This window comes from Sphingomonas panaciterrae (assembly GCF_036890205.1).
Classification (GTDB): Bacteria; Pseudomonadota; Alphaproteobacteria; order Sphingomonadales; family Sphingomonadaceae; genus Sphingomonas; species Sphingomonas panaciterrae.
This window is the reverse complement of record NZ_JAKNQR010000001.1, coordinates 801,234-822,409: the sequence shown is the minus strand read 5'-3', so window position 1 is coordinate 822,409 and position 21,176 is coordinate 801,234. Positions and strand designations below refer to the sequence as shown.

15 protein-coding genes and 1 tRNA gene are annotated in these 21,176 nt (G+C 66.4%); 8 read left to right on the top strand and 8 right to left on the bottom strand.

All coding sequences use genetic code 11. The features are described 5' to 3' along the window. Positions 1-13: 13 nt before the first annotated feature. The 5 genes from L8F96_RS03995 to L8F96_RS03975 all read right to left on the bottom strand — a co-directional run bounded on the left by L8F96_RS03995 (position 14) and on the right by L8F96_RS03975 (position 5,432). Positions 14-943: an ATP-binding protein gene (locus L8F96_RS03995; protein WP_334655166.1), complete on the bottom strand. Its 930-nt coding sequence runs from the start codon at positions 941-943 to the stop codon at positions 14-16. After that, positions 940-3,207, bottom strand: a complete 2,268-nt coding sequence (locus L8F96_RS03990; protein ID WP_334655165.1) for a Mu transposase C-terminal domain-containing protein — start codon at positions 3,205-3,207, stop codon at positions 940-942. The genes L8F96_RS03995 and L8F96_RS03990 overlap by 4 nt, the downstream gene beginning before the upstream one ends. Continuing rightward, a complete protein-coding gene (locus L8F96_RS03985) occupies positions 3,204-3,992 on the bottom strand; it encodes a hypothetical protein (protein WP_334655163.1) in 789 nt (262 codons plus the stop codon). Before L8F96_RS03985 ends, L8F96_RS03990 begins: the two co-directional genes overlap by 4 nt. A gap of 214 nt (positions 3,993-4,206) precedes the next feature. After that, positions 4,207-4,812, bottom strand: a complete 606-nt coding sequence (locus L8F96_RS03980; protein ID WP_334655161.1) for a hypothetical protein — start codon at positions 4,810-4,812, stop codon at positions 4,207-4,209. Between the two features lie 546 nt (positions 4,813-5,358). Further along, a tRNA-Cys gene (locus tag L8F96_RS03975) sits at positions 5,359-5,432 on the bottom strand. 142 nt (positions 5,433-5,574) lie between these two features. Between L8F96_RS03975 and L8F96_RS03970 the strand changes: the two genes are divergently transcribed. The 6 genes from L8F96_RS03970 (at position 5,575) to L8F96_RS03945 (ending at position 14,326) form a co-directional block, all read left to right on the top strand. Next, a complete protein-coding gene (locus L8F96_RS03970) occupies positions 5,575-6,243 on the top strand; it encodes a protein-L-isoaspartate O-methyltransferase family protein (RefSeq protein ID WP_145118319.1) in 669 nt (222 codons plus the stop codon). Between the two features lie 12 nt (positions 6,244-6,255). Beyond that, positions 6,256-7,776 (top strand): TolC family outer membrane protein, encoded by a 1,521-nt coding sequence (locus tag L8F96_RS03965; protein WP_082102959.1) that lies wholly within the window; start codon positions 6,256-6,258, stop codon positions 7,774-7,776. A 36-nt stretch (positions 7,777-7,812) separates the two neighbouring features. Further along, complete coding sequence (locus L8F96_RS03960; RefSeq protein WP_136450678.1) at positions 7,813-8,325, top strand: DUF2497 domain-containing protein; 513 nt, start codon at positions 7,813-7,815, stop codon at positions 8,323-8,325. A 77-nt stretch (positions 8,326-8,402) separates the two neighbouring features. Further along, positions 8,403-10,439: a S9 family peptidase gene (locus tag L8F96_RS03955; protein WP_334655155.1), complete on the top strand. Its 2,037-nt coding sequence runs from the start codon at positions 8,403-8,405 to the stop codon at positions 10,437-10,439. An 87-nt stretch (positions 10,440-10,526) separates the two neighbouring features. Then, positions 10,527-13,175, top strand: coding sequence for a valine--tRNA ligase (locus tag L8F96_RS03950; RefSeq protein WP_334655154.1), 2,649 nt, complete (start codon positions 10,527-10,529; stop codon positions 13,173-13,175). A 107-nt stretch (positions 13,176-13,282) separates the two neighbouring features. Then, on the top strand, positions 13,283-14,326 hold the full coding sequence (locus tag L8F96_RS03945) for a choice-of-anchor A family protein (protein WP_334655153.1): 1,044 nt from the start codon (positions 13,283-13,285) through the stop codon (positions 14,324-14,326). Positions 14,327-14,462: 136 nt separating this feature from the next. On the opposite strand, the gene acnA is transcribed toward L8F96_RS03945, so the two are convergent. The 3 genes from acnA to L8F96_RS03930 all read right to left on the bottom strand — a co-directional run bounded on the left by acnA (position 14,463) and on the right by L8F96_RS03930 (position 18,783). Then, positions 14,463-17,147, bottom strand: a complete 2,685-nt coding sequence (gene acnA, locus L8F96_RS03940) for an aconitate hydratase AcnA (RefSeq protein ID WP_046409223.1) — start codon at positions 17,145-17,147, stop codon at positions 14,463-14,465. Between the two features lie 150 nt (positions 17,148-17,297). Continuing rightward, positions 17,298-18,653, bottom strand: a complete 1,356-nt coding sequence (locus tag L8F96_RS03935) for a putative O-glycosylation ligase, exosortase A system-associated (protein WP_145118326.1) — start codon at positions 18,651-18,653, stop codon at positions 17,298-17,300. Continuing rightward, positions 18,646-18,783, bottom strand: coding sequence for a hypothetical protein (locus L8F96_RS03930; protein ID WP_334655152.1), 138 nt, complete (start codon positions 18,781-18,783; stop codon positions 18,646-18,648). Before L8F96_RS03930 ends, L8F96_RS03935 begins: the two co-directional genes overlap by 8 nt. Positions 18,784-18,905: 122 nt before the next feature. Between L8F96_RS03930 and L8F96_RS03925 the strand changes: the two genes are divergently transcribed. Further along, complete coding sequence (locus L8F96_RS03925) at positions 18,906-20,123, top strand: TIGR04063 family PEP-CTERM/XrtA system glycosyltransferase (RefSeq protein ID WP_046409225.1); 1,218 nt, start codon at positions 18,906-18,908, stop codon at positions 20,121-20,123. After that, positions 20,114-21,172 carry a hypothetical protein gene (locus tag L8F96_RS03920; protein WP_145118328.1) on the top strand — a complete coding sequence of 353 codons (1,059 nt, stop codon included), beginning with the start codon at positions 20,114-20,116 and terminating at the stop codon, positions 21,170-21,172. The genes L8F96_RS03925 and L8F96_RS03920 overlap by 10 nt, the downstream gene beginning before the upstream one ends. Positions 21,173-21,176 lie beyond the last annotated feature (4 nt).

Sequence of the window (21,176 nt, the reverse complement as noted above, 5' to 3'; positions counted from 1 at the left end):
GACTCCCACGGCGTCAGTCGCGGTTGAACAGACGGTTGCGGTCGAAGGGGTTGCCCTTCACGAGCGGGCTCTTGGGCAGGCGGTGGTATCCAGCGGCCAGGTCATCCCAGATCAGCCGGTCCGCCCTGTTCCTGATGGCGCGCGCGGTTGCGATGCGCAGAATAGCACGCAGCGGGCGCAGATAGCCCTGCGTGCAGTCGAACAGGTTGCGGGCCGTGTCCTTCTCGGCGAGGTCTGACCGTTCATTGAAGGGCAGCGCCTGGTCGATCTCGGCGAGCAGCGCCTTCCAGGCGTTGCGGCTCGGCGCGTCCCCCCAACTATAGGGCGCGATCACGGTGGGTTCCTCAGTGAGGCTGTGCAGCTGTTCGTCGGCCTCGATGATGTCGACGGTCTCGGGCATCCCGGCCAGGACGAACGGCACGCCGGTCACCTTGATGATGTCCTTCAGCCAATCGGCGACGTCGCTCTTGCCCTTTGCGCCCTCCTCCTGAACGTGCTGGAACTCGTCCGCGATCACGATCTCAACCCGAAGCTCCTTGAGCTTCTCCTTGATCAGCGAGGTGAGCTGCGTGCGGCGCTGGCGCGTCGACTCCTGGCCCAGCAGCTGTCGGATGAACTCCTCGGCGGCACCCTTCAGCGTCGGGCTCGACGGGAACGACACGTAGACCACAGGACGGGTGCGGGTCAGCACGTTCCCCTCGACGATCTCGACCGGGGGATGCTGGGCCGCATAGTGCTTGAGAAAGGCGCTTTTCCCCACGCCTCGCTCGCCCACCACGACGAGGCACATCGCCTCGGCCTCCTCGCTGGCGCCCTCGCGCAGCTCCTGCATGGCGTCGAGGAAATCGGTGGTGAAGCCGCGCGGCACGAAGATGCGGTTCGCGGCCGTGCGACGTTCCTCGTCCGACCTCTGGTTCCAGTCGATCTTGGGCTTGCTGCTCACGGCCTGGGTGCACCCTCGGCGTAGAAGTCGATGTCGTCGTCGTTGTCGTCCGTGGCCTCCGCCCGGGGCACGACGACGTTGCGGGTCTTCGACTGCCGCGTGGCGGAAGTCGCCGGCGTGTCCTGCGGCGCCGCCTTGGCCTTGCGGTTGCCCTTCCTCGCCGGCTTCTCCTCGGGCTCGAAGATTTCCTCCGTCAGATCCTCATCGGACGCCGCATCCGCCTCGCGTTCGGCATCCAGCTCCTGCTGGCGCACGTCTTCGAAGCTGCCTTCCGGCGTGGTGCGGACGGAATCGCCGTAGGGTGCGACGCCGCCAATCTGGCGCATGCGGGCGATCTTCATCCGGCCGCGGACCTTGAACGACTTGGGCACCTTGGCATCCATGTCGGCGGCGAGCTGCGCCTTGCTGTCCTCCAGATCCGCGATGTCGATCTCGCCGTCGATGCGCGCCTTCGCCATCGCGAGGATCGCGTTGTGCGCCCAGTGCGACAGCCCGCGCGCATACGCCGTCGACCGCTTCTCCACCGTGACGCGGATGTGCTTCCTCGTATGCGGCAGGTAGACCTGGATGGCCTCCATATTGGAGGGGTCGTAGCGGAAGCGGACCTCGACGCGGCCGTGCTCGTTCGTCGCCTTCTTCAGAAATGCCGCGTTCTTCAGCAGCGCCATTAGTTCAGGCGTCTGATAGAAGAGGTTGCGGAAGCGGATGCCGTCCCGGCGCAGGGTGCGCGTCTCGATGCGTCCGAAGAGCGGGATGAGCTGCTCCGCGTTCTCGACCTGTGCAGGGCGATAGCGCTGGATCTTCTCGCCCCAGAGGCGGACCGGCACATCCTTGATGCCGCCATGCTTGCGGCGCATGTACACGTCGATGACCCAGCGGTGGACGAGCTCGAGCAGCTCCTCGAACGTGATGACCGCGTTCTTCTTCGGGTCGTAGTCGTCGCGCTCGACGATGTTACTGAAGGTCGTGCCCCGCTGCTCCTGCAACAGGGTGCGGTTGAGCGTGCCGAGGTAGCGTTCGATGCCGCCCTTCAGCCGGGGCATCCGCCCGGCCTTGGCGTCGATCACCTTGATCGGCAGGTCCGGCGCCAGCGCTTTCAGGTCGTGGCCGAGGTTCTCGGCCGCGCGGTCGACGGACAGGCGGCGGGGCCGGCCGAACACGGGCCAGCTATGCTTGATGTCCCAGACGCCGGCGTCGACGTAATGCTTGACGTAGTTCTTCGGGAACATGCCGTTGCGCAGGCACTGCAGCACCGTGTGGGCACTGGGCGGATCGAAGCCGATATGGAGGCCGTGCGGCATGCCGGTGCAGCGGTCGACGCTGAACGCGATCGTCGGGCGGCCGAGCGGCGCCATGGTCATGCCGTCGAGGCAGAAAAGGTCGCAGGGCGTGTGATCGAGCTCGACGTCGTCGAGCGGCGCCTCGGGCCGTTCGCGTCGTTCGACGGGGCCGATCGCCTGATAGACGGCGATGGAGCCGTATCGGCGCTCGATCACCACGTCTCGGTCCAGGCTCTTGATCGCGTTGCGCACCGCCTTGTCGCCAGGCACGTCATACTGGTCGACGGAATCACGGCTCTCGTTCTCACGCCGGACCCGCGTGCGAATCACGCTGACGAGGGTGTCAAACGACTTGCGCTCGCGGGTGAGATAGACCCGCTCGATCTCCTGATGGATGATCTTGTTGACTTCGAACTTGATGCGCGGCTCGCGATTGCCCTTGAAGCCATGCTGAGCGACGAGGTCGGCAGCCGTGATGGCGTCCTCGGTGCGGCCCGCCGCGCCGGCGCGCGTGATCGCACGTTTGACCCAGCGCTTCACCAGATAGGGTTGCGGCGGCGTCGGATCGGCGAGACGTGCCGCAACTTCCGCAATGACCTTCTCCAGCTCGAGCGTCTTGGGTCGATAGGCAAGCCGGGCACGGATCACGGCGCGGACGTATTCGGTGCCGCGATCGGCATCCTCCACATCGGGTGCTCGTAGCAGTTCCAGGTCGGCAGCTGCGGAAGCATAGGCCTCGTCCTTGGTGTCGCACTCGCCGCGCAGGATCGCGGCCTGACCCGAGCAGATCAGGCCTGCCAATTCCTCGTCGCCGACGCTGAGCAGTTCGCGGGTCCGCGGGTCCACGAAGTCGAGCTGTCCGCCTCGACGCCGGTCGAGCAGCCAGATCTGCCCCTGATGACGCAGCCGGTCGTCGACGGTGATGTCGAACCGGGGGATCAGGTTGAGTTCCTGATCGGCGACGATGGGCGTGATGGCGTTCACGGCGCGTCCCGCAGGGTAACGCCGAGGAACGGGCGCTTGGCGGACGGCGTCGGCGCCTCGCTCTCCCGCAGCGGCCGACGGAAGGGCAGGATGCGTCCGCGCGGAGGTCCAGAGAAGCGGGTCCAGACCAGGGAATCGAGGGTGAGCGGCTGCGCGACATCGTAGTCGATGACACCGTCGCAGATCATGGAGAGCATCGCCTCCCACGATACGTCGCGATGCGACAGACTCTCGTCGGTCCGGATCGTGCGGATGACCTTTCGGATCGGCAGCGGAGCCTCGTCGAGCAGTTCGCGCGTCAGCATCTCGAACCTGTGCTCGTATTCGTCACCTAGGCAGCGCCAGAGCTGTAGGACGTTGTTGAGCAGCGGCTGGGCGCGCAGGTCGGTGTCCAGCGTGACGCTGTAGCGCCAGCGGCCGCGGCGCTCGATTTCGTTGCGGACGTGCAGCAGCTCCGCCCTCACGTCGGGCCGGGCGAATTCGGCCGCCTCCTTGATCTCGTGAATCTCGGCCTGTCCGCCCACGAAGACTGCGGCGTCTGGCGTCTGGCGCGAGATGCGGCCATCCATGGGCACGCGCAGCGTGCAGGGCTGGGCGCGCACCATGGTCACGGTCGTGTCGAGTTCCGCAATCGCGTGGAAGAGTTCCTCGTGGCTCGATTCGGAGACGAGCATGTCGAGGGGCTTGCGCGACAGCACCAGCTGCGTCGAGCGACGACGGGCCCGCGTATGGACGCGCCGAACGGGGGTGTCGGCAATAGCGATGCCGGCAGGCCATGACGACATCGCGCCGTTCCTATTCGTAAAGGTTGCGTTCAGGAACGGCGCAAGATGTGATGCGATTCACAGAAATCAATGTCGAGCAAGTCCGAATCATGGCTCGGACTATTCACGGTGTCCCGTATTGATTCAGTTAACTGAAGGTCCATCAGATCTTCGCAGGACCATCCCTGTGGTCGCGTGATGGTTAATGAATGATGCGGGGACTGGTCTTCCGTGGTCATTCGCCTCTTGCAAAAGGCGCACAGAGGGTGTCCGCCAACTGGTCGGAAGTGCCCGGCACTATCTGCTTTAGACGCTCAGCCGTCAGCTGGCGCAGGTTCGGAAACTCCGCCCGCACCTTCGCGACGGCGCCGCGATCAATGGCCTGCAACTGCTGCACGGCCGCCATTGCATGGCGGTAGGACGCGACGTTGATGGAGAAGCCGAGCTTCGAGAGGGTGGACATCTCCTCCTGGAACGCCGCCGCGATACCTTCCTCGAACACGTTGGCGGCATGGTGCTCCTCGCATGGGCCCAGCAGGTGGACGATTTCATGCGCCAGCTGGAAATGGGCCTGCCGCGCGTCCATCGCCGCATTCCTGGTCAGACGGATGCCGACGTGGAAGGGCCGGTTCGCCGGATAGTAGGTCATCGGCATGGCGACGTCGGCGTACTCGATGCCGGTGAAGAACCAGCGACTGTCCCGCGACCCGAAGCGCTTTTCGGCCTCGGCAAGGAGATAGCTGGTCAGATCCGACCAAGACACGCTCCAATCGCCATTGGATTGTTCGGTGTGGAAGCCGACGGCGGTGACCGAACTGGATGGCGTGTCTGAAAAAATCATGCTGCGAGTATAGCGCCCCGCCAGCCGTCAGGGCGAGGCCTTCTGACGGTGATCCGTGCTGGGTAATCCGCGGCGCCTCCTGGGGGAGGTGCGGACCAAGCCATCCCATAAGGGATCGTTACCGGTCAGACTGGTCGCATAAGCAGTTATTTCGGGGCTTTGTAGCCGCATATGGTGTAATTTCGCATTATAATACCCTCATAAGCAGTCATTTCGCTCTTCGGACGGCGCACAGAGGGCGCGTTGATGCCGCGACGACATCGCAACTGGCTCAGTCATCGTGGTGACTGCGCAAGCAGCGATGCCGCTTCTGCAGGGTAGCCTGGGTGATCGTCGCCTAGGCGGAGGGCAGATCAATATCAGGTGAATGGCTACGGGCCGTCGAATGCTTAATAGCATTCCGCTGCATCTATTGCACGGCATCGAAAACCTGTGCAGCAGGCGCCCAGCGGTGCGGGAAGTCGATGTTGACTACTTATGGTGCCACTAGTTCACCTCTTATGGGGAACGCGACACAGGCTTGCGGATAAGGAGGGGATACCACGCTGGAGGCCCGACCGGGAATCGAACCCGGGTGCAAGGATTTGCAGTCCTCTGCGTCACCACTCCGCCATCGGGCCTCGATCGCGTGGAGGCGGGCTGATGGGGCGGCGCGCCAGCCATGTCAAGTTCGAGATTGGCGCATTTGCCGCGACAGGATAAAGCGCCACTTCGATGGTAAGTGTATTGCCATGCTAAAACAGCCGTGCGACAGGTGACAGAATGACGATGACCATGGAACGCCAACCCGATTTCGCCGCCCTGCGCACCGCGATGGTGGCCAGTCAGCTGCGCACCAATGCGGTGTCGGATGCACGCGTGGTCGCCGCCATGGCCAATGTGCCGCGCGAGCGCTTCGTGCCCGCCGATCAGGCGCCGTTCGCCTATCGCGACGGGCTGGTGGAGCTGGGCAGTGGTCGTTCGCTCAACCTGCCGATCGCCACCGGCCGCTTGCTCACCGAGGCGCGCCTCACGTCGCACGACCGCGTGCTGCTGATCGGCGCAGCGTCGGGATATACGGCCGCGGTTCTGGCGGAACTGGTGGCTGCGGTCGTCGCAGTCGAATCGGATCCCGCGCTGGTCGCCATGGCGCGTGCGGCGCTTGGCGGCGAGGATCGCGTGACGATCGTCGAGAGCCCGCTGGAACATGGCCATCCTGCCGATGCACCGTACGACGTGCTCATCATCGACGGTGCGGTCGAGCAGGTGCCGGAGACGTTGGTGACTCAGGTTCATCCCGCCGGCCGGGTGCTTGGGGGCCTCGTTGATCGAGGCGTGACCCGGCTTGCGGCTGGTCGCCGCAGCGAAGGCGGCTTCGCGATGCTCGATTTCGCCGACGTCGAATGCTGCCGTTTGCCCGGCTTCGCCAAACCGGCACGTTTCACCTTCTGAGCAAAGGCTGCAATGACCCGCGTTCGTTCCCTTGCCATGCCGCTGACGATCGCGGCCGTGATTGCGGTCTCTCCGGCGCGGGCGGACACGCTGCGCGAGGCGCTGGCGCGGGCCTATCAGGATAATCCGACGATCACCGGCAGCCGCGCGCGGCAGCGGGCGATTGACGAGACGGTGCCGATCGCGCGCGCTGCGGGCCGTCCCACGCTGGGCAGCAACGCGGGGGTGACGGAAAATTATCTGCGCAGCGGCAATTCCTTCACCACGCCGGAGAAGGTGGCGCAGGCGCAACTGGCACTGAACGTACCCTTCTATTCCGGCGGCGCGGTGCGCAATTCGGTGCGCGCGGCCGAAACCCGGGTGGAGGCAGGGCAGCTTGGCCTGCGCGGGACGGAGGCGGGGCTCTTCACCGAAGTGGTCGGCGCCTATAACGACGTACTGCGTGACGAGGCGATCGTCGGCCTCAATGCCCAGAATGTGCGCGTGCTGGAAACCAACCTTCAGGCCAGCCGCGATCGCTTCCAGGTCGGCGACCTGACCCGCACCGATGTCGCCCAGTCGGAGGCGCGGCTCAGCCTCGCCCGCGCGCAGCTCGACCGCGTGCGCGCCAATCTCATTGCCAGCCGTGAGAATTATGTCCGTCTGGTCGGCGGCGCCCCCGGCGCGCTCGAGCCGCCGCCGCCGCTGCCCAATCTGCCGTCCAATGCGGATGCGGCCGTCGATGTTGCGCTGCGCGACAATCCGACTTTGCTGTCCGCCCTGAAGGAGCGTGACGCCACCGCCTTCGACGTGCGCGTCGCCCGCGCCAGCCGTCTGCCCACGCTCGGCATCGGCGCCACCGGAAATTATGTGAACTATCTCGGCTCGCTGGGCTCAGGCACCGGGCTCGGCGTCGGCCAGAGCGGCACCTCCGCCGGCATCGGGCTCAATGTCAGCCTGCCGTTCTTCCAGGGCGGGCGCCCCGCCGCGCTGGTGCGCCAGGCGCAGGCGCAGCGATCGCAGGCAATCGAAAATGCAACCGCGGCCGAACGTCAGGTGATCGCCTCGACCCGGTCGGCCTATGCCGTGTGGCAATCCTCGCTTCAGGTGATCGCCTCGTCGGAACAGGCGGTGGCCGCCAACCAGCTCAGCCTGGAGGGCGTTCGCGCGGAAAACAGTGTCGGCACCCGCACCATCCTCGACATCCTCAATGCCGAGCAGGAATTGCTGAACAGTCAGGTGACCTTGGTGACGGCCCGCCGCGACGCATATGTCGCCGGCTTCGCCTTGCTCGCCGCGATGGGGCAGGCGGAGGCGCAGGACCTCGGGCTGGAAGCAGGGCCGCTCTACAATTCGGCCGACAATTACCGTTCGGTGCGCGGCCGCTTCTCCGACTTCTCGGACGGGCCGGCGCCACAGGCCATCGCACCGTCGACCAGCACCGTCCCGCCGCAGAACGCCACCGTCACCCGTCCGCTCGATCCCGCGCTCGACAGCAGCAAGGTTGACAGGAGCCCGGCGTTGACCACAGGTGAGAACGCACCGAACCGCTGATAGTCAGCCGTTTTTGGGACGAGGTGGACTGCGCGCATGGGGGATGTCAGCGCCGAGCCGTCGATGGAAGACATTCTGTCCTCCATCAAGCGCATCATTGCGGAGGAGGGCGATGACCGCCCCATCCGGCCGCGCCGCAGTGGTGCGGTGCGTGCCATGCCGGCCGCCCCGATCGCTGATGACGACGAGCCGGAAGAAGTGCTTGAGCTGAGCGATCCGATGCCGCCGTCGCGCGCGCCGGCCAGCGGCGCGGCGGCCGCAGATGCGCCCGTTGCTTCTCCCGCACCAAACACCGCTTCGGCCAGCATGTCCTCGGCGCAGGCCGCCGCCGCTTTGCTGTCCGAACAGACGACTCAGGCGACTCGCGGCGCGCTCGATGCGCTCTCGCGGCTCATGGTGAAGCCGGAACCGGGCAGCGACGGTACGCTGGAGGGGCTGGTGCGCGACATGCTGCGCCCGATGCTGCGCGAATGGCTCGACGCGAACCTGCCGGCACTGGTCGAAACGCTGGTCGCGCGCGAGATAGCGAAGATCACGCGCGGTTCCTGATCGCCTGTCCCGGCACCTGGCCGGGAATATGACAAGATCATTGTCGCGCCTGATACGATCTGCTTTACCGCAGGGCCATGAGGATGCTCCTGTCCGCGAGCTTCGTTGCGCTCGCCGTCGCCGCCGCTCCGGCCTTTGCCCGCCCGCTGACGATCGAGGATCTGACGATGCTCAGTCGCATCGGCACCCCGACCGTCTCCAAGGACGGCCGCTGGATGGTCTGGGCGCAGCGGGAGACCGATCTCGACGCCGATCGCGGCCGCTTCGATCTGTGGCGGCTAGATCTGACGAAGCCCGGCGCCGCGCCGGAGAGGTTGCTCGCCGATCCGCAGAAGGACGAGAATGATCCGCAGATCGTCGGCAACACCGTCTATTTCGCGATGGACGATGCGGTCTGGGCCGTCCCCGTCACCGGCGGCACGCCGCGCCGGCTGACCGACTTCAAGGGCGGCTTCAACGGCTTCAAGGTTGCGCCGACAGGTGACAAGATCGTGGTCTGGGCGGATCGCCTGCCGGGCGCGCCCAGCCTCGAGGAACCGATGATCCGCAAGCTGGCGGATGCCGGCTCGGGCCGCACCTACGACCAGCTGTTCGTCCGCCACTGGGATACGTGGGGCGACGGCAAAAGGTCGCAGCTGTTCGTCCTGCCGCTGACCGCCGCCGGCGCACGCGGCAACGGCAAGGCAGTGGTCGGCAGCCTCGTCGGCGACACTCCCTCCAAGCCGTTCGGCGGCGCCGAGGAAGTGGCGTGGAGCCCCGACGGCAAGACGCTCTACTTCGCCCTGCGAGAGGCGGGGCGGATCGAGCCGACCTCGACCAATCTCGACATCTTCGAGGTGCCAGCGGACGGCAGCCGTGCGCCGGTGAACCTCACCGCGGACAACAAGGCGACCGACAATCAGCCGGTCGTCTCGCCCGATGGCCGAACGCTCGCCTGGTTCGCGATGCGCCGTCCCGGCTACGAGGCGGACCGCCAGGTGCTGATGCTGCGCGATCTCGCCACCGGTCGCATGACGTCGCTCACCGCAAAGTGGGATCGCTCGGTCGGCTCGATCGCCTGGGCACCCGACTCGCGATCGCTCTACGTGACGGCCGATGACACGCAGGAAACGCCGCTGTTCCGCGTCGATGCGCGTACGGGCCAGGTCACCCGGCTGACACAGCAGGGCCATGTCGGCGCGGTCGCCGTGACGCCGAGCGGGCCGGTCATCGCGCTCGATTCGCTCACCGCCCCGGCCGATTTCTACCGCGTCGCCGCCACCGGCACGCCGCAACGGCTGACCAACGTCAACGCCGCCAAGCTCGCCGGCATCGACATGCCGACGGTCGAACGGTTCAGCTTCACCGGCGCCAACAACGACACCGTCTGGGGCTATGCGGTGAAGCCCGCCAATAGCACCGGCAAGGTGCCGATCGCGTACATGGTCCATGGCGGGCCGCAGGGGTCGAGCAACAACAGCTGGTCCTACCGCTGGAACCCGGCGGTGTTCGCTGGTGCGGGCTACGGCCTCGTCGCGGTCGATTTCCACGGCTCCACCGGCTACGGCCAGGCCTTCACCGACAGCATCCGCAACAATTGGGGTGGCTGGCCGCTGGAGGACCTGAAGAAGGGCCTCTCCGCCGCGACCACCAGGTTCACCTGGCTCGACGCGGACAATGCCTGCGCGCTCGGTGCCTCCTATGGCGGCTATATGATGAACTGGATCGAGGGGCAGTGGCCCGATCGCTTCAAGTGCATCGTCCAGCACGATGGCGTCTTCGACGCGCGCGCCATGGCGTATGAAACCGAGGAGCTCTGGTTCGACGAGTGGGAGCATGGCGGGAAGACCTATTACGAGGACCCGCAGGCGTTCGAGAAGTGGAACCCGGTCCACCACGTCGCGAAATGGAAGACGCCGCAACTCGTCATCACCGGCGAAAAGGATTTCCGCATCCCCTACACCCAGGGGCTCGCCGCCTTCACCGCGCTCCAGCGCCGCGGCATCCCCTCGCGCCTGCTCGTCTTCCCGAACGAGAACCACTGGGTGCTGAAACCGAAGAACTCGCGCCAATGGTATCGCGAAGTGATCGGCTGGATGGACAAGTGGACCGGCAAGGCGCCCGCTAACCAATAACACCTCGTCATCCCGGCCTGGAGCCGGGGTGATGGTGTGAGGAGGGGGGGACTTGGGTTCCCCCCACCGCCTCGCTATGGCCGCTCCATGAGCGAGCTGCCGAAAACCTTTGACCCCGCCGCGATCGAATCCCGCTGGTACAGCCATTGGGAAGAAAACGGCCTGTTCCGCCCCGAGCGTCCCGGCGCGGAGCCGTGGACGATCGTCAACCCGCCGCCCAACGTCACCGGCTCGCTCCACATCGGCCATGCGCTCGACAACACGCTGCAGGATATCCTGACCCGCCACGCGCGGCTGAAGGGCAAGGACGCTTTGTGGGTGGTCGGCACCGATCACGCCGGCATCGCGACGCAGATGGTGGTCGAGCGGCAGATGGCGCTTAGCCAACAGAAGCGCACCGATTTCACGCGCGACGAATTCGTCGCCAAGGTGTGGGAATGGAAGGCGGAAAGCGGCGGCCAGATCACCGGCCAGCTGCGCCGCCTCGGCTGCTCGATGGACTGGGCCAACGAGCGGTTCACGATGGACGAGGGCTTCTCGAAAGCCGTGCTCAAGGTCTTCGTCGAGCTACACCGCCAGGGCCTGCTCTATCGCGACAAGCGGCTCGTGAACTGGGATCCGGGCCTCGGCACCGCGATCAGCGATCTCGAGGTCGAGACGCGCGAGGTGAAGGGCAGCTTCTGGCAGATCCGTTACCCGCTGGCCGACGGGTCGAGCACGATCACCGTCGCCACCACGCGCCCCGAGACGATGCTCGCAGACATGGCGGTCGCGGTTCATCCGGAGGACGCGCGCTACAAGGACATGATCGGCAAGCAGATCCGCCTGCCGATCACCGGCCGCCTGATCCCGGTGATCGCCGACGAACATGCCGATCCGTCGCTCGGCACCGGCGCGGTGAAGATCACGCCGGGGCATGACTTCAACGATTTCGAGGTGGGCAAGCGCGCCGGCATGAAGGCGGGCGAGATGCTCAACATGCTCGACGCAAAGGCCAACGTCACGCAGACCGCGGACGGCCTGATCCCGGCCGAGTTGCTGGGGCTTTCGACGGCGGACGCGCGCAAGGCGGTCGTCGCCCGGCTGAAGGCCGATGGCGTCCTTGTGCTTTATGTCGACAAGGAAGGCGTGGAGCATGATGCCGAGCCGCGCACGATCCAGACGCCGTTCGGCGATCGCTCAGGCGTCGTCATCGAGCCGTGGCTGACCGACCAATGGTATGTCGACGCCAAGACGCTGGCGCAGCCGGCGATCGAAGCGGTGAAGTCCGGCGCGATCCGGCTGGTGCCCAAGACGTGGGAGAAGACCTACTTCAACTGGATGGAGAACATCCAGCCTTGGTGCGTCAGCCGCCAGCTGTGGTGGGGGCACCAAATCCCGGCGTGGTTCGATGCGGAGGGCAAGGCCTATGTCGCCGAAACCGAGGCTGAGGCACAGGCGCAGGCGGGCGAGGGCGTTGCCCTGACGCGCGACCCCGACGTGCTCGACACCTGGTTCTCCTCCGCGCTTTGGCCATTCGCCACCATGGGCTGGCCGGAGAATGGCGATCCGACGCTGGGCGGGCGCTATCCCAACGACGTGCTGATCTCGGGCTTCGACATCCTGTTCTTCTGGGATGCCCGCATGATGATGCAGGGCATGCACTTCATGAAGGACGTGCCCTTCCGCACGCTCTACCTGCACGGCCTGGTCCGCGCGGCGGACGGCGCGAAGATGTCCAAGTCCAAGGGCAATACCGTCGATCCGCTCGGCCTGATCGACAAGTACGGCGCTGACGCGCTGCGCTTCTTCATGGCGGCGATGGAAAGCCAGGGCCGCGACATCAAGATGGATGAGAAGCGGGTCGAGGGTTACCGCAACTTCGCGACGAAGCTGTGGAACGCCAGCCGCTTCTGCCAGTCGAACGGCATCGGCGGATCGACCACGCTGGAACCGCCGGCGGCGACCCATCCGGTCAACAAGTGGATCATCGGTGAGGCGATCAAGGCGATCCAGTCGGTCGATCTCGCCCTCGGCGAATATCGCTTCGATGCCGCGGCGAACGCCATCTACCAGTTCGTCTGGAGCCAGTTCTGCGACTGGTATCTCGAACTCATCAAGGGTTCGATTGATGACGAGACGAAGGCGGTCGCCGGCTGGGTGCTCGATCAGATCCTGGTCGTCCTCCACCCGTTCATGCCGTTCATCACCGAGGAGCTGTGGCACGCGCTCGCGCCGCGCGATCATGACCTGATCGTCGCGCACTGGCCGATGGCGGACGCGCGCGCGATCGATCCGGCGGCGGCGCAGGAGATCGACTGGCTGATCCGCCTCGTCAGCGAGGTACGCTCCAGCCGTACCGAGCTGAACGTGCCCCCCGGCGCGCGGCTGCCCTATGCCGTGGCGGATGCGAACGAGGAAACGCAGGCGCGTCTCCAGCGCAATGCAGCCACGATCGCTCGCCTCGCGCGGATCGATCCGGGCGAGGTCTCGGGCGGCACCGCGCAGGTGGTGGTGGACGAGGCGACGTTCCGGATCGCGCTTGGCGACGTGATCGACCTCGCCGCGGAGCGCACGCGACTCGCCAAGGCAATCGCCGCGGCCGAAAAGGAGCGCGACGGGCTTGCCGGGCGCCTCAACAACCCGAGCTTTGTTGAACGCGCGAAGCCCGAGGCGGTCGAGAAGGCCCGCGCCGACCATGCGGAGAAATCCGCGGAGGCGCAGCGGCTTGCGGCCGCCCTGGCGCGGCTTGGCTGATCCCGTCCGTCGGTGGCGTTTCTCCAAATGGGACAGGTGCCACCGACAAATGCTGGCGAAAGCCGCGGCGAGATTATAGCGCGAACGCTAGTTAGCCCGGAGTTGAAATGTCCCGCCTGAAGGTTTCGGTGATCGCCATGGTCGCCTCGCTCGCCATGGCCACGCCGGCGAATGCCCAGTCGATCGTTGGCCTCGATGTCCTGCGAACCTGGAACCTGGTGGTGCTCGGCGATCTCACCTCCTCGTCCGAGGTCGAGGGCCGCACCTTTGTTGGCGGCAACCTCAACGGCAGTTCGTCCAACTATCAGATCCGCACGCCGGAGCCGTCGCCCTATAATGTGACAGGCCTGACGGTGGTCGGCGACGTCAACGGATCGCACAAGAACCTGAACGGCGGCTCGGGCGCGGTCGTTGGCGGCAACGTCAACAGCGGCTTCAACCTGAACGGCGCGCCGCAGACGGTGAAGGTCGGCGGCACGATCGCCAACACCAACGTCAACCAGAACACGGTGACGTCGGGCCTCGCCGCGAGCGATCCGTCCTTCCTCGTCAACCTGAAGCAGCAGGGCAGCCTCATCGCCAGCAGCATGGGCGAGCTGTCGCGCACCTTCGGCGGCATGTCCTCGAACAGCAATCTGACGATCAGCGGCAACCGCGGCACGTTCGATGCAAAGCCCGATGCGCAGGGCGTGGCGGTGTTCAACATCACCAGCGCCGATCTCGATCGCATTGGCGAGATCAAGTTCAACCTCAACGGCGCCGATACCGCGATCGTCAATGTCACTGGCGCGAACATCACGCTCAACGACAATTTCCTCGGCGGCACGACCGGGCTGGGCAAGCACGTGATCTGGAACCTGGTCGACGCGCAGAAGGTCGATGCCACCACCGCGTGGGGCGGATCGGTGCTGGCGCCGGGCGCCGCGGCGACGACGGGCAATTACATCGAAGGCTCGGCGGTGTTCGGCAGCCTGGTGCAGAACGGCGAGTTCCACCTCGGCACCTTTGTGGGCGGCTATAACCCGCCGTCGGGCCCGCCGGTCAACGGTGGCGGCTCGCCCACGCCGATCCCGGGCGAGGCAGCAGGCCTGTTCGCGCTCGGCGCCATCGGTCTGTGGATGATGCGCCGCCGCCGCCACGCGGCCGCCTGACGACCCTCCACCGACGACGGACAAGAAAAAAGGGCGAGGCGTCCAGAACGCCTCGCCCTTTTTCATGCCTCTCTCCCTTCCCTAGGGGAAGGAAGCGAAACCCTGCCCTCCCGCGCGGGGAGGGCAGGGGCCGCGATTACGCGGCCAGGTTGCGCAGCACGTACTGCAGGATGCCGCCGTTCAGGAAGTACTCCAGCTCGTTGACGGTATCGATGCGGCACAGCGTCTCGAACGTCTCGGTCGAGCCGTCCTTGCGGGTCATCGTCACGGTGACCGTCTGGCGCGGGCGCAGGCCGGCGACGTTCTGGATCGTGAACGTCTCGTCCCCGGTCAGCTTCAGCGTCTCGCGCGTCACGCCCTCGGCGAACTGCAGCGGCAGGACGCCCATACCGACCAGGTTCGACCGGTGGATACGCTCGAAGCTCTCCGCGATCACCGCGCGCACGCCGAGCAGGTTGGTGCCCTTCGCGGCCCAGTCACGCGACGAACCGGTGCCATATTCCTTGCCGGCGACGACGACCATCGGCGTGCCATCCGCCTTGTGGCGCATCGCGACGTCGTAGATCGGCATCACTTCCTCGCCATAACGGCTCATGCCGCCTTCGATCCCCGGCACCATCTCGTTCTTGATGCGGATGTTGGCGAAGGTGCCACGCACCATGACCTGGTCGTTGCCGCGGCGCGAGCCATAGCTGTTGAAGTCCGCCTTGGAGACCTGACGCTCCATCAGCCACGCGCCCGCCGGGCTGTCGGCCTTGATCGAACCGGCCGGGGAGATGTGGTCGGTGGTGATCGAATCGCCCAGGATCGCCAGCGGCTTCGCCTCGATGATGTCGGTCACCGGCGCCGGGGTCATCTCCATGCCCTCGAAATACGGCGGGTTGGCGATGTAGGTCGATGCGGCCGGCCAGCTGTAGGTGTCCGAACCGGTCACGTCGATCGCGCGCCACTTGGCATCGCCCTCATACACGTTGCCGTAGCGGGTACGGAACATGTCGTCGTCAATGTTGGCGGTCATCAGCTCCGACACTTCCTGGTTCGAAGGCCAGATGTCCTTGAGGTACACCGGGCCGTTCGTCCCCTCGCCGATCGGCGTGTCGTTCATGTCGGTGGTGACGGTGCCCTTCAGCGCATAAGCGACGACGAGCGGCGGCGAGGCGAGGAAGTTCGCGCGCGCATCCGGCGACACGCGGCCTTCGAAGTTGCGGTTCCCCGACAGGACCGATGCGACGACGAGGTCATTCTCGTTGATCGCGCTGCTGATCGGCGCGGCGAGCGGACCTGAATTGCCGATGCAGGTCATGCAGCCATAGCCGGTGAGGTTGAACCCCATGGCATCGAAATCGTCCTGTAGGCCCGACTTCACGAGATAGTCGGTGACGACCTGCGAACCCGGCGACAGCGACGTCTTGACCCAGGGCTTGGGCTTCAGGCCCAGCGCGCGTGCCTTGCGGGCGACGAGGCCGGCAGCGACCAGAACCGACGGGTTCGACGTGTTGGTGCAGCTGGTGATCGCGGCGATCACGACGTCGCCGTCGCCGATGTCATGGCCACGCTCGGCCACCTCGACGCGCTTCGGCTCGGCCTTGCTGTACACCTTCGTCAGGTCGGCGTTGAACACGTCGTCGACCTTATCGAGCGCCACCTTGTCCTGCGGGCGCTTCGGGCCGGCGAGCGACGGCACGACCGAACCCATGTCGAGTTCCAGCGTGTCGGTGAACACCGGGTCCGGCGTGTTGGCGTCGCGCCAGAAACCGTTCGCCTTGGCATAGGCTTCGACCAGCGCGATCGTTTCGGCAGGGCGGGCGGTCAGCTTCATGTAGTCGATCGTCTTGTTGTCGATCGGGAAGAAGCCGCAGGTCGCGCCATATTCCGGCGCCATGTTGGCGATCGTCGCGCGGTCGGCCAGCGTCATCTGGTCGAGGCCCGGGCCGTAGAACTCCACGAAGCGGCCGACGACGCCCTTGGCGCGCAGCATCTGGGTGACGGTCAGCACCAGGTCGGTGGCGGTGATGCCCTCGCGCAGCGCGCCGGTCAGCTTGAAACCGACCACTTCCGGGATCAGCATCGACACCGGCTGGCCCAGCATCGCGGCCTCGGCCTCGATGCCGCCGACGCCCCAGCCCAGCACGCCCAGGCCGTTCACCATCGTGGTGTGGCTGTCGGTGCCGACGCAGGTGTCGGGATAGGCGATCGCTGCGCCCGCGGTGGCGTTCTCGCCAGTCTCATTGGAGGTCCACACCGCCTGCGCGACATATTCCAGGTTCACCTGGTGGCAGATGCCGGTGCCCGGCGGGACAACCTTGAAGTTGTCGAGCGCCTTGGAACCCCACTTCAGGAACTCATAGCGCTCCGAATTGCGCTGATATTCGAGATCGACGTTATCCTCGAACGCCTTGGGCGTGCCGAATTCGTCGACCATGACCGAATGGTCGATGACGAGGTGGACGGGGACCTGCGGATTGATCTTCGCTGCATCGCCGCCCAGCTTGGTGATCGCGTCGCGCATCGCGGCGAGGTCGACGACGCACGGCACGCCGGTGAAATCCTGCATCAGCACGCGCGCGGGGCGATACTGGATCTCGCGGTCGGAACGGCGCTCCTTCTGCCAGTCGACGACGGCCTGCACGTCCTCCGCGGTCACGGTCTTGCCGTCCTCGAAGCGCAGCATGTTCTCGAGCAGCACCTTCATCGAGAAGGGCAGGCGGGAAATGTCGCCGAACTTCTCGGCGGCGACTTCCAGCGAGAAATAATCATAAGACTTGCCGCCGGCTTGCAGCGTGCGGCGAGCCTTGAGCGTATCGTGGCCGATGGCGGTCATGTGGGTCCTTTCCCCATAAGTGCGGCCAGCTCGGGCGCGGCGGGGAAGCAAGAAGCGCGATGGTCGCGCCTCTCGCGCGAGCGCGCCTGGGCGGGCGTGAGCGAGACGTCGCAGCGGCCGATAGCAGCGCTCAGGGGTGGGGGGAAGGTGTCAAGTCAGGCCGGCGGTGACTTCGTGCGCTTGCCGGCGCATCGGCCGCCACGCAGTCTCCCCGCGGCGTCGCGACAGATAGGTGTCGAGCCCGATCTGCGCCCCGATCAGCATGAACAGGAATGACTGGAAGGCGATACCGACGAACGCCCCGCCCAGCAGGTAGATCAGCTGCGCATTCTGCAACGCGCCCGCCAGGCTCCCGGCCCAGGCGAACGCGCCCTCGCGATAGCGCCGCCGCAGCACCTCCATCCGCACCAGCCCGATGACATTGATCAGCAGCCAGATCGCCAGCCCGGGATAACCCTGCTCGCCCAGCATCTCGAAATAGCTCGAATGATAGGCGCGGCTCTTGTCCACCGTCAGGTTGCGCTGGACGGTGCGATGCGGGCCTTCGCCCTCGACCGATACCGTGTCGTAGCGGATCCGGTTCTGGCGATAGGCCTCGAACCCGCCGCCGAACGGATGGTCCTTCACATAGTCCATCGTCCACTTCCACACGGCGATGCGGGTGGAGGCGGATTCGTCCGCCTGATAGGTCTTGATCGTCCCCATCCGCTCGCTGAACGCGCTCGGCAGGAACGGGATGGCGGCAACGCCGATCAGCCCCAGCGCCGCGAGGTACAGCACCTTGCGTTTCACTTCGCGCAGCATCAGCACCGCGAGCAGGCCGATGCACAACAGGCCGGTCCGCGCCGAAGTGCCGACCGGGATCAGCAGGCAGGCAAAGGTGAGCGCCGCACAGAACAGCCAGACGCGCCGGTCCGGCCGGAACACGGTGCCATATTTGCCCAGCCACAGGATGATCGGGATGAGCGAGATCGACACTGCCGAGATGATCGATCCTTCGTACAGGCCCGAATTGTTGCTCACCATCAGGTTCAGTTCGCCATAGCCGCCGCCGGAGGCGAGCGTCTTGATGCCGCCGACGATGATGATCGACGCGGCGGACAGCACCACGAACAGCAGCAGCGATTCGATCCGCAGCCGGGTGCGCAGCGTCAGCGGCAGGAACGCGGCAAAGGCCAGGTTCTTCCACACCCACTCCCACTTGCCCTCGGCCTCGATCGGGAAATCGGCGGTGCGGGTGGTGATCCAGCAATAGAGCAAGAGCAGCACGATCAGCGCCTGGCGCGGCGCGACGCGCGAATCCTTCTTGTCGTCCACCAGCAGCCAGCCGAGCACCGCCAGCCCCGCGGCGATCATCGACACCGGCACGCTGTTGAGCAGGTAATAGGTAATCCGCTGCGGCGAGACGATATCGATATAGATATAGGTCAATACGAAGATGAACGGCCGCTTGAACCCGCATGCGAACAACGCGAGCAGGAAACCGATAAAGGCAAAGTCACGCACGCGGGCGACGTCCCGGGCGAATCTTGTCGGCAGGCGGCGCTTCCGAATCGAGATCGTCGCGCCGCAGCAGCAACCAGGCTGTCAGCAGCAGCAGGCCATGGCTGATCGCAAGGGCGAAATTGTCGATCATGGCGCGGTGCTGGTCGATCCCGAGGGGCGCCGCCGTGCAGGGCGAGGCCGAAAAACGTTGCTCCCGCCTAGCGCCTTGGCAGTTGACGTGCCGTTAAGCGCCGGCGTGGCAGGCCAGCCGTGATGCGTATTCTTCACGTCCTCGATCACGGCCTGCCGTTGCAGAGCGGCTATACATTCCGCACCCGCGCGATCGTCAAGGCACAGCTCGCCCGCGGGTGGCAGGTGGCGGCCGTCACCGGCCCGCGCCATCATCACGGATCGCCAGCCACCGAGGTGGTCGACGGCATCACGTTCCACCGCACCGGCCCGTCGATGAAACTGCGCGCGCCCTTGTCGGAAATGGCCGAGGTCGCTGCCTTCGGTCGGCGGATCATGGCGGTGGCGCGCGATTTCCGCCCCGATATCATCCATGCCCATTCGCCCGTGCTCGACGCGCTGGCCGCGATGCGAGCGACCCGCGCGCTCCGCCTGCCGCTCGTTTACGAGATTCGCGCCTTCTGGGAGGATGCGGCGGTCGGCAATGGCACCGGGACCGAAGGCTCGCTGCGCTACCGCGCCACCCGCGCGCTGGAAAGCTGGGCGGTCCGCCGCGCCGATGCGGTGGCGGTGATCTGCGAGGGGTTGAAGACCGATCTGCTCGCCCGCGGCGTCGCTGCCGACAAGATCATGGTCTCCCCCAATGGCGTCGACATGGCGCTGTTCGGCGACCCGCCCCCGCGCGACGAGGCGCTGGCGCAGCAGCTCGGCCTTGACGGGGAGGTGATCGGCTTCATCGGCAGCTTCTACGATTATGAGGGGCTGGACGATCTCGTCGCCGCCATGCCCGCGCTCGTCGCGCAGCGCCCGCGCGCACAGCTGCTGCTGGTCGGCGGCGGCCCGATGGAGGCGGCGCTCCGCGCGCAGGTCGCGGCCTCGCCCGTCGCCGACCGGATCCACTTCGCCGGCCGCGTGCCGCATCAGGAGGTGGAGCGTTACTACAGCCTCGTCGATATCCTCGCCTATCCGCGCAAGAAGATGCGCCTCACCGATCTCGTCACCCCGCTGAAGCCGCTGGAAGCGATGGCACAGGGCCGGCTGGTCGCGGCATCGGACGTCGGCGGCCACCGCGAGCTGATCCGCGACGGGGAAACGGGCACGCTGTTCGCCGCCGATGATCCCGCCGCGATCACCGCCGCGCTCGCCGCGTTGCTCGCAGACCGCACGATCTGGGATAACCGCCGCGCCACCGCGCGCGCCTTTGTCGAGCGGGAGCGTAACTGGTCTTCAAATATTTCACGTTACGAACCGGTCTATCGGCGGCTGATGGATGCCGCGGGCAAGGGTGACACATGGTCGTAAGGCGCACCGGCACGGACGTGACACGCTATCTGATCCCCGCAGCCTTGCTGGCTGCCGGCGTCATCATTGCCGCGTCGATCGCCGCGATGCCGCGCGTGAACTTCGACCTGCTGCTGTGGCGACTCGGTCTGCCCGATGTCATCCCGGCGGCCGCCCCGCCTGTCGGCGCGACCGGGCGCACCCTGCTGGCACTGGCGGCGCTGTTCCCCTTCCTCCTTGTGTCGGCGATCGCCTGGCGGCTGGGAAATGGCGGCCCGCTGTTCGCCCTGCGCCGCCGAGACCGCGACGCTGGCCTCCCCGCCTTGCGCCGCGCGGACGCGCACCCCGATCACCCGCCGCGCTGGCCGATTCGCGCGGACGAGGATCTGGGCCCGCCCTTACCCGCGGTCGGCAGCCCGGCCGCGCGGGTGCTGCCCGGCGACGATCTGCCGCTCCCGGCCGATCTCGATCAGCCGCTTGCCGCCTTCGACCCGATCGCCATTCCCGACGTCCCGCGTGAACCGGCCCGCCCGGTCGCGCCGCTGGTCACGATCGTCGTCCCGCCGCGCAGCCACGATGCGGCGCCAGAAACGTCCGAGTCGCTGCCCGACATGCCGGCGGAGATCGCGGATGACCTCAGCCAGCCGCCGATCTCCGATGATGACGCCGCACCTGAAGAGCCAGTTCCGGAGCTTGTCCCGACCGCCGAGGTATCTCCCGCCGAATGGGAAGCACCAACGCCGGCCGCCGAAGAGCTAGATGCGGCCGCACCGGAACCGCTTCCCCTCAGCGAGCTGGCCGCCGAACCCGCGGCTGACCAGAGTGACGCCGACCAGCGGGACGAACCGGCCAGCCCCGAACCCCATCTCGAACCCGCGCCTGAACCCGCCAATACGGATCAGGACTCGATCAGCGCCTTGCTCGACCGGCTCGAACGCGGAGCGCAGCGGCGCAAGGGGGCGCCGCCGCCCGCGCCGCCGCTGCCCGAACCCGATCCGCCGGCCCCGTCGCCCCCGCCGGGCAGCCTCGACGATACGCTGGTGATGCTCCGCCGCATGGCGCGCGGCTGATCGG

What these genes read in the sequence shown, in the direction of transcription:
- L8F96_RS03985 (WP_334655163.1), bottom strand. Translation starts at nt 3,992, where the DNA reads ATGTCGTCATGGCCTGCCGGCATCGCTATTGCCGACACCCCCGTTCGG.
- L8F96_RS03980 (WP_334655161.1), bottom strand. Translation starts at nt 4,812, where the DNA reads ATGATTTTTTCAGACACGCCATCCAGTTCGGTCACCGCCGTCGGCTTC.
- L8F96_RS03970 (WP_145118319.1), top strand. Translation starts at nt 5,575, where the DNA reads ATGACGATGACCATGGAACGCCAACCCGATTTCGCCGCCCTGCGCACC.
- L8F96_RS03965 (WP_082102959.1), top strand. Translation starts at nt 6,256, where the DNA reads ATGACCCGCGTTCGTTCCCTTGCCATGCCGCTGACGATCGCGGCCGTG.
- L8F96_RS03960 (WP_136450678.1), top strand. Translation starts at nt 7,813, where the DNA reads ATGGGGGATGTCAGCGCCGAGCCGTCGATGGAAGACATTCTGTCCTCC.
- L8F96_RS03955 (WP_334655155.1), top strand. Translation starts at nt 8,403, where the DNA reads ATGAGGATGCTCCTGTCCGCGAGCTTCGTTGCGCTCGCCGTCGCCGCC.
- L8F96_RS03950 (WP_334655154.1), top strand. Translation starts at nt 10,527, where the DNA reads ATGAGCGAGCTGCCGAAAACCTTTGACCCCGCCGCGATCGAATCCCGC.
- L8F96_RS03945 (WP_334655153.1), top strand. Translation starts at nt 13,283, where the DNA reads ATGTCCCGCCTGAAGGTTTCGGTGATCGCCATGGTCGCCTCGCTCGCC.
- acnA (WP_046409223.1), bottom strand. Translation starts at nt 17,147, where the DNA reads ATGACCGCCATCGGCCACGATACGCTCAAGGCTCGCCGCACGCTGCAA.
- L8F96_RS03930 (WP_334655152.1), bottom strand. Translation starts at nt 18,783, where the DNA reads ATGATCGACAATTTCGCCCTTGCGATCAGCCATGGCCTGCTGCTGCTG.
- L8F96_RS03925 (WP_046409225.1), top strand. Translation starts at nt 18,906, where the DNA reads ATGCGTATTCTTCACGTCCTCGATCACGGCCTGCCGTTGCAGAGCGGC.
- L8F96_RS03920 (WP_145118328.1), top strand. Translation starts at nt 20,114, where the DNA reads ATGGTCGTAAGGCGCACCGGCACGGACGTGACACGCTATCTGATCCCC.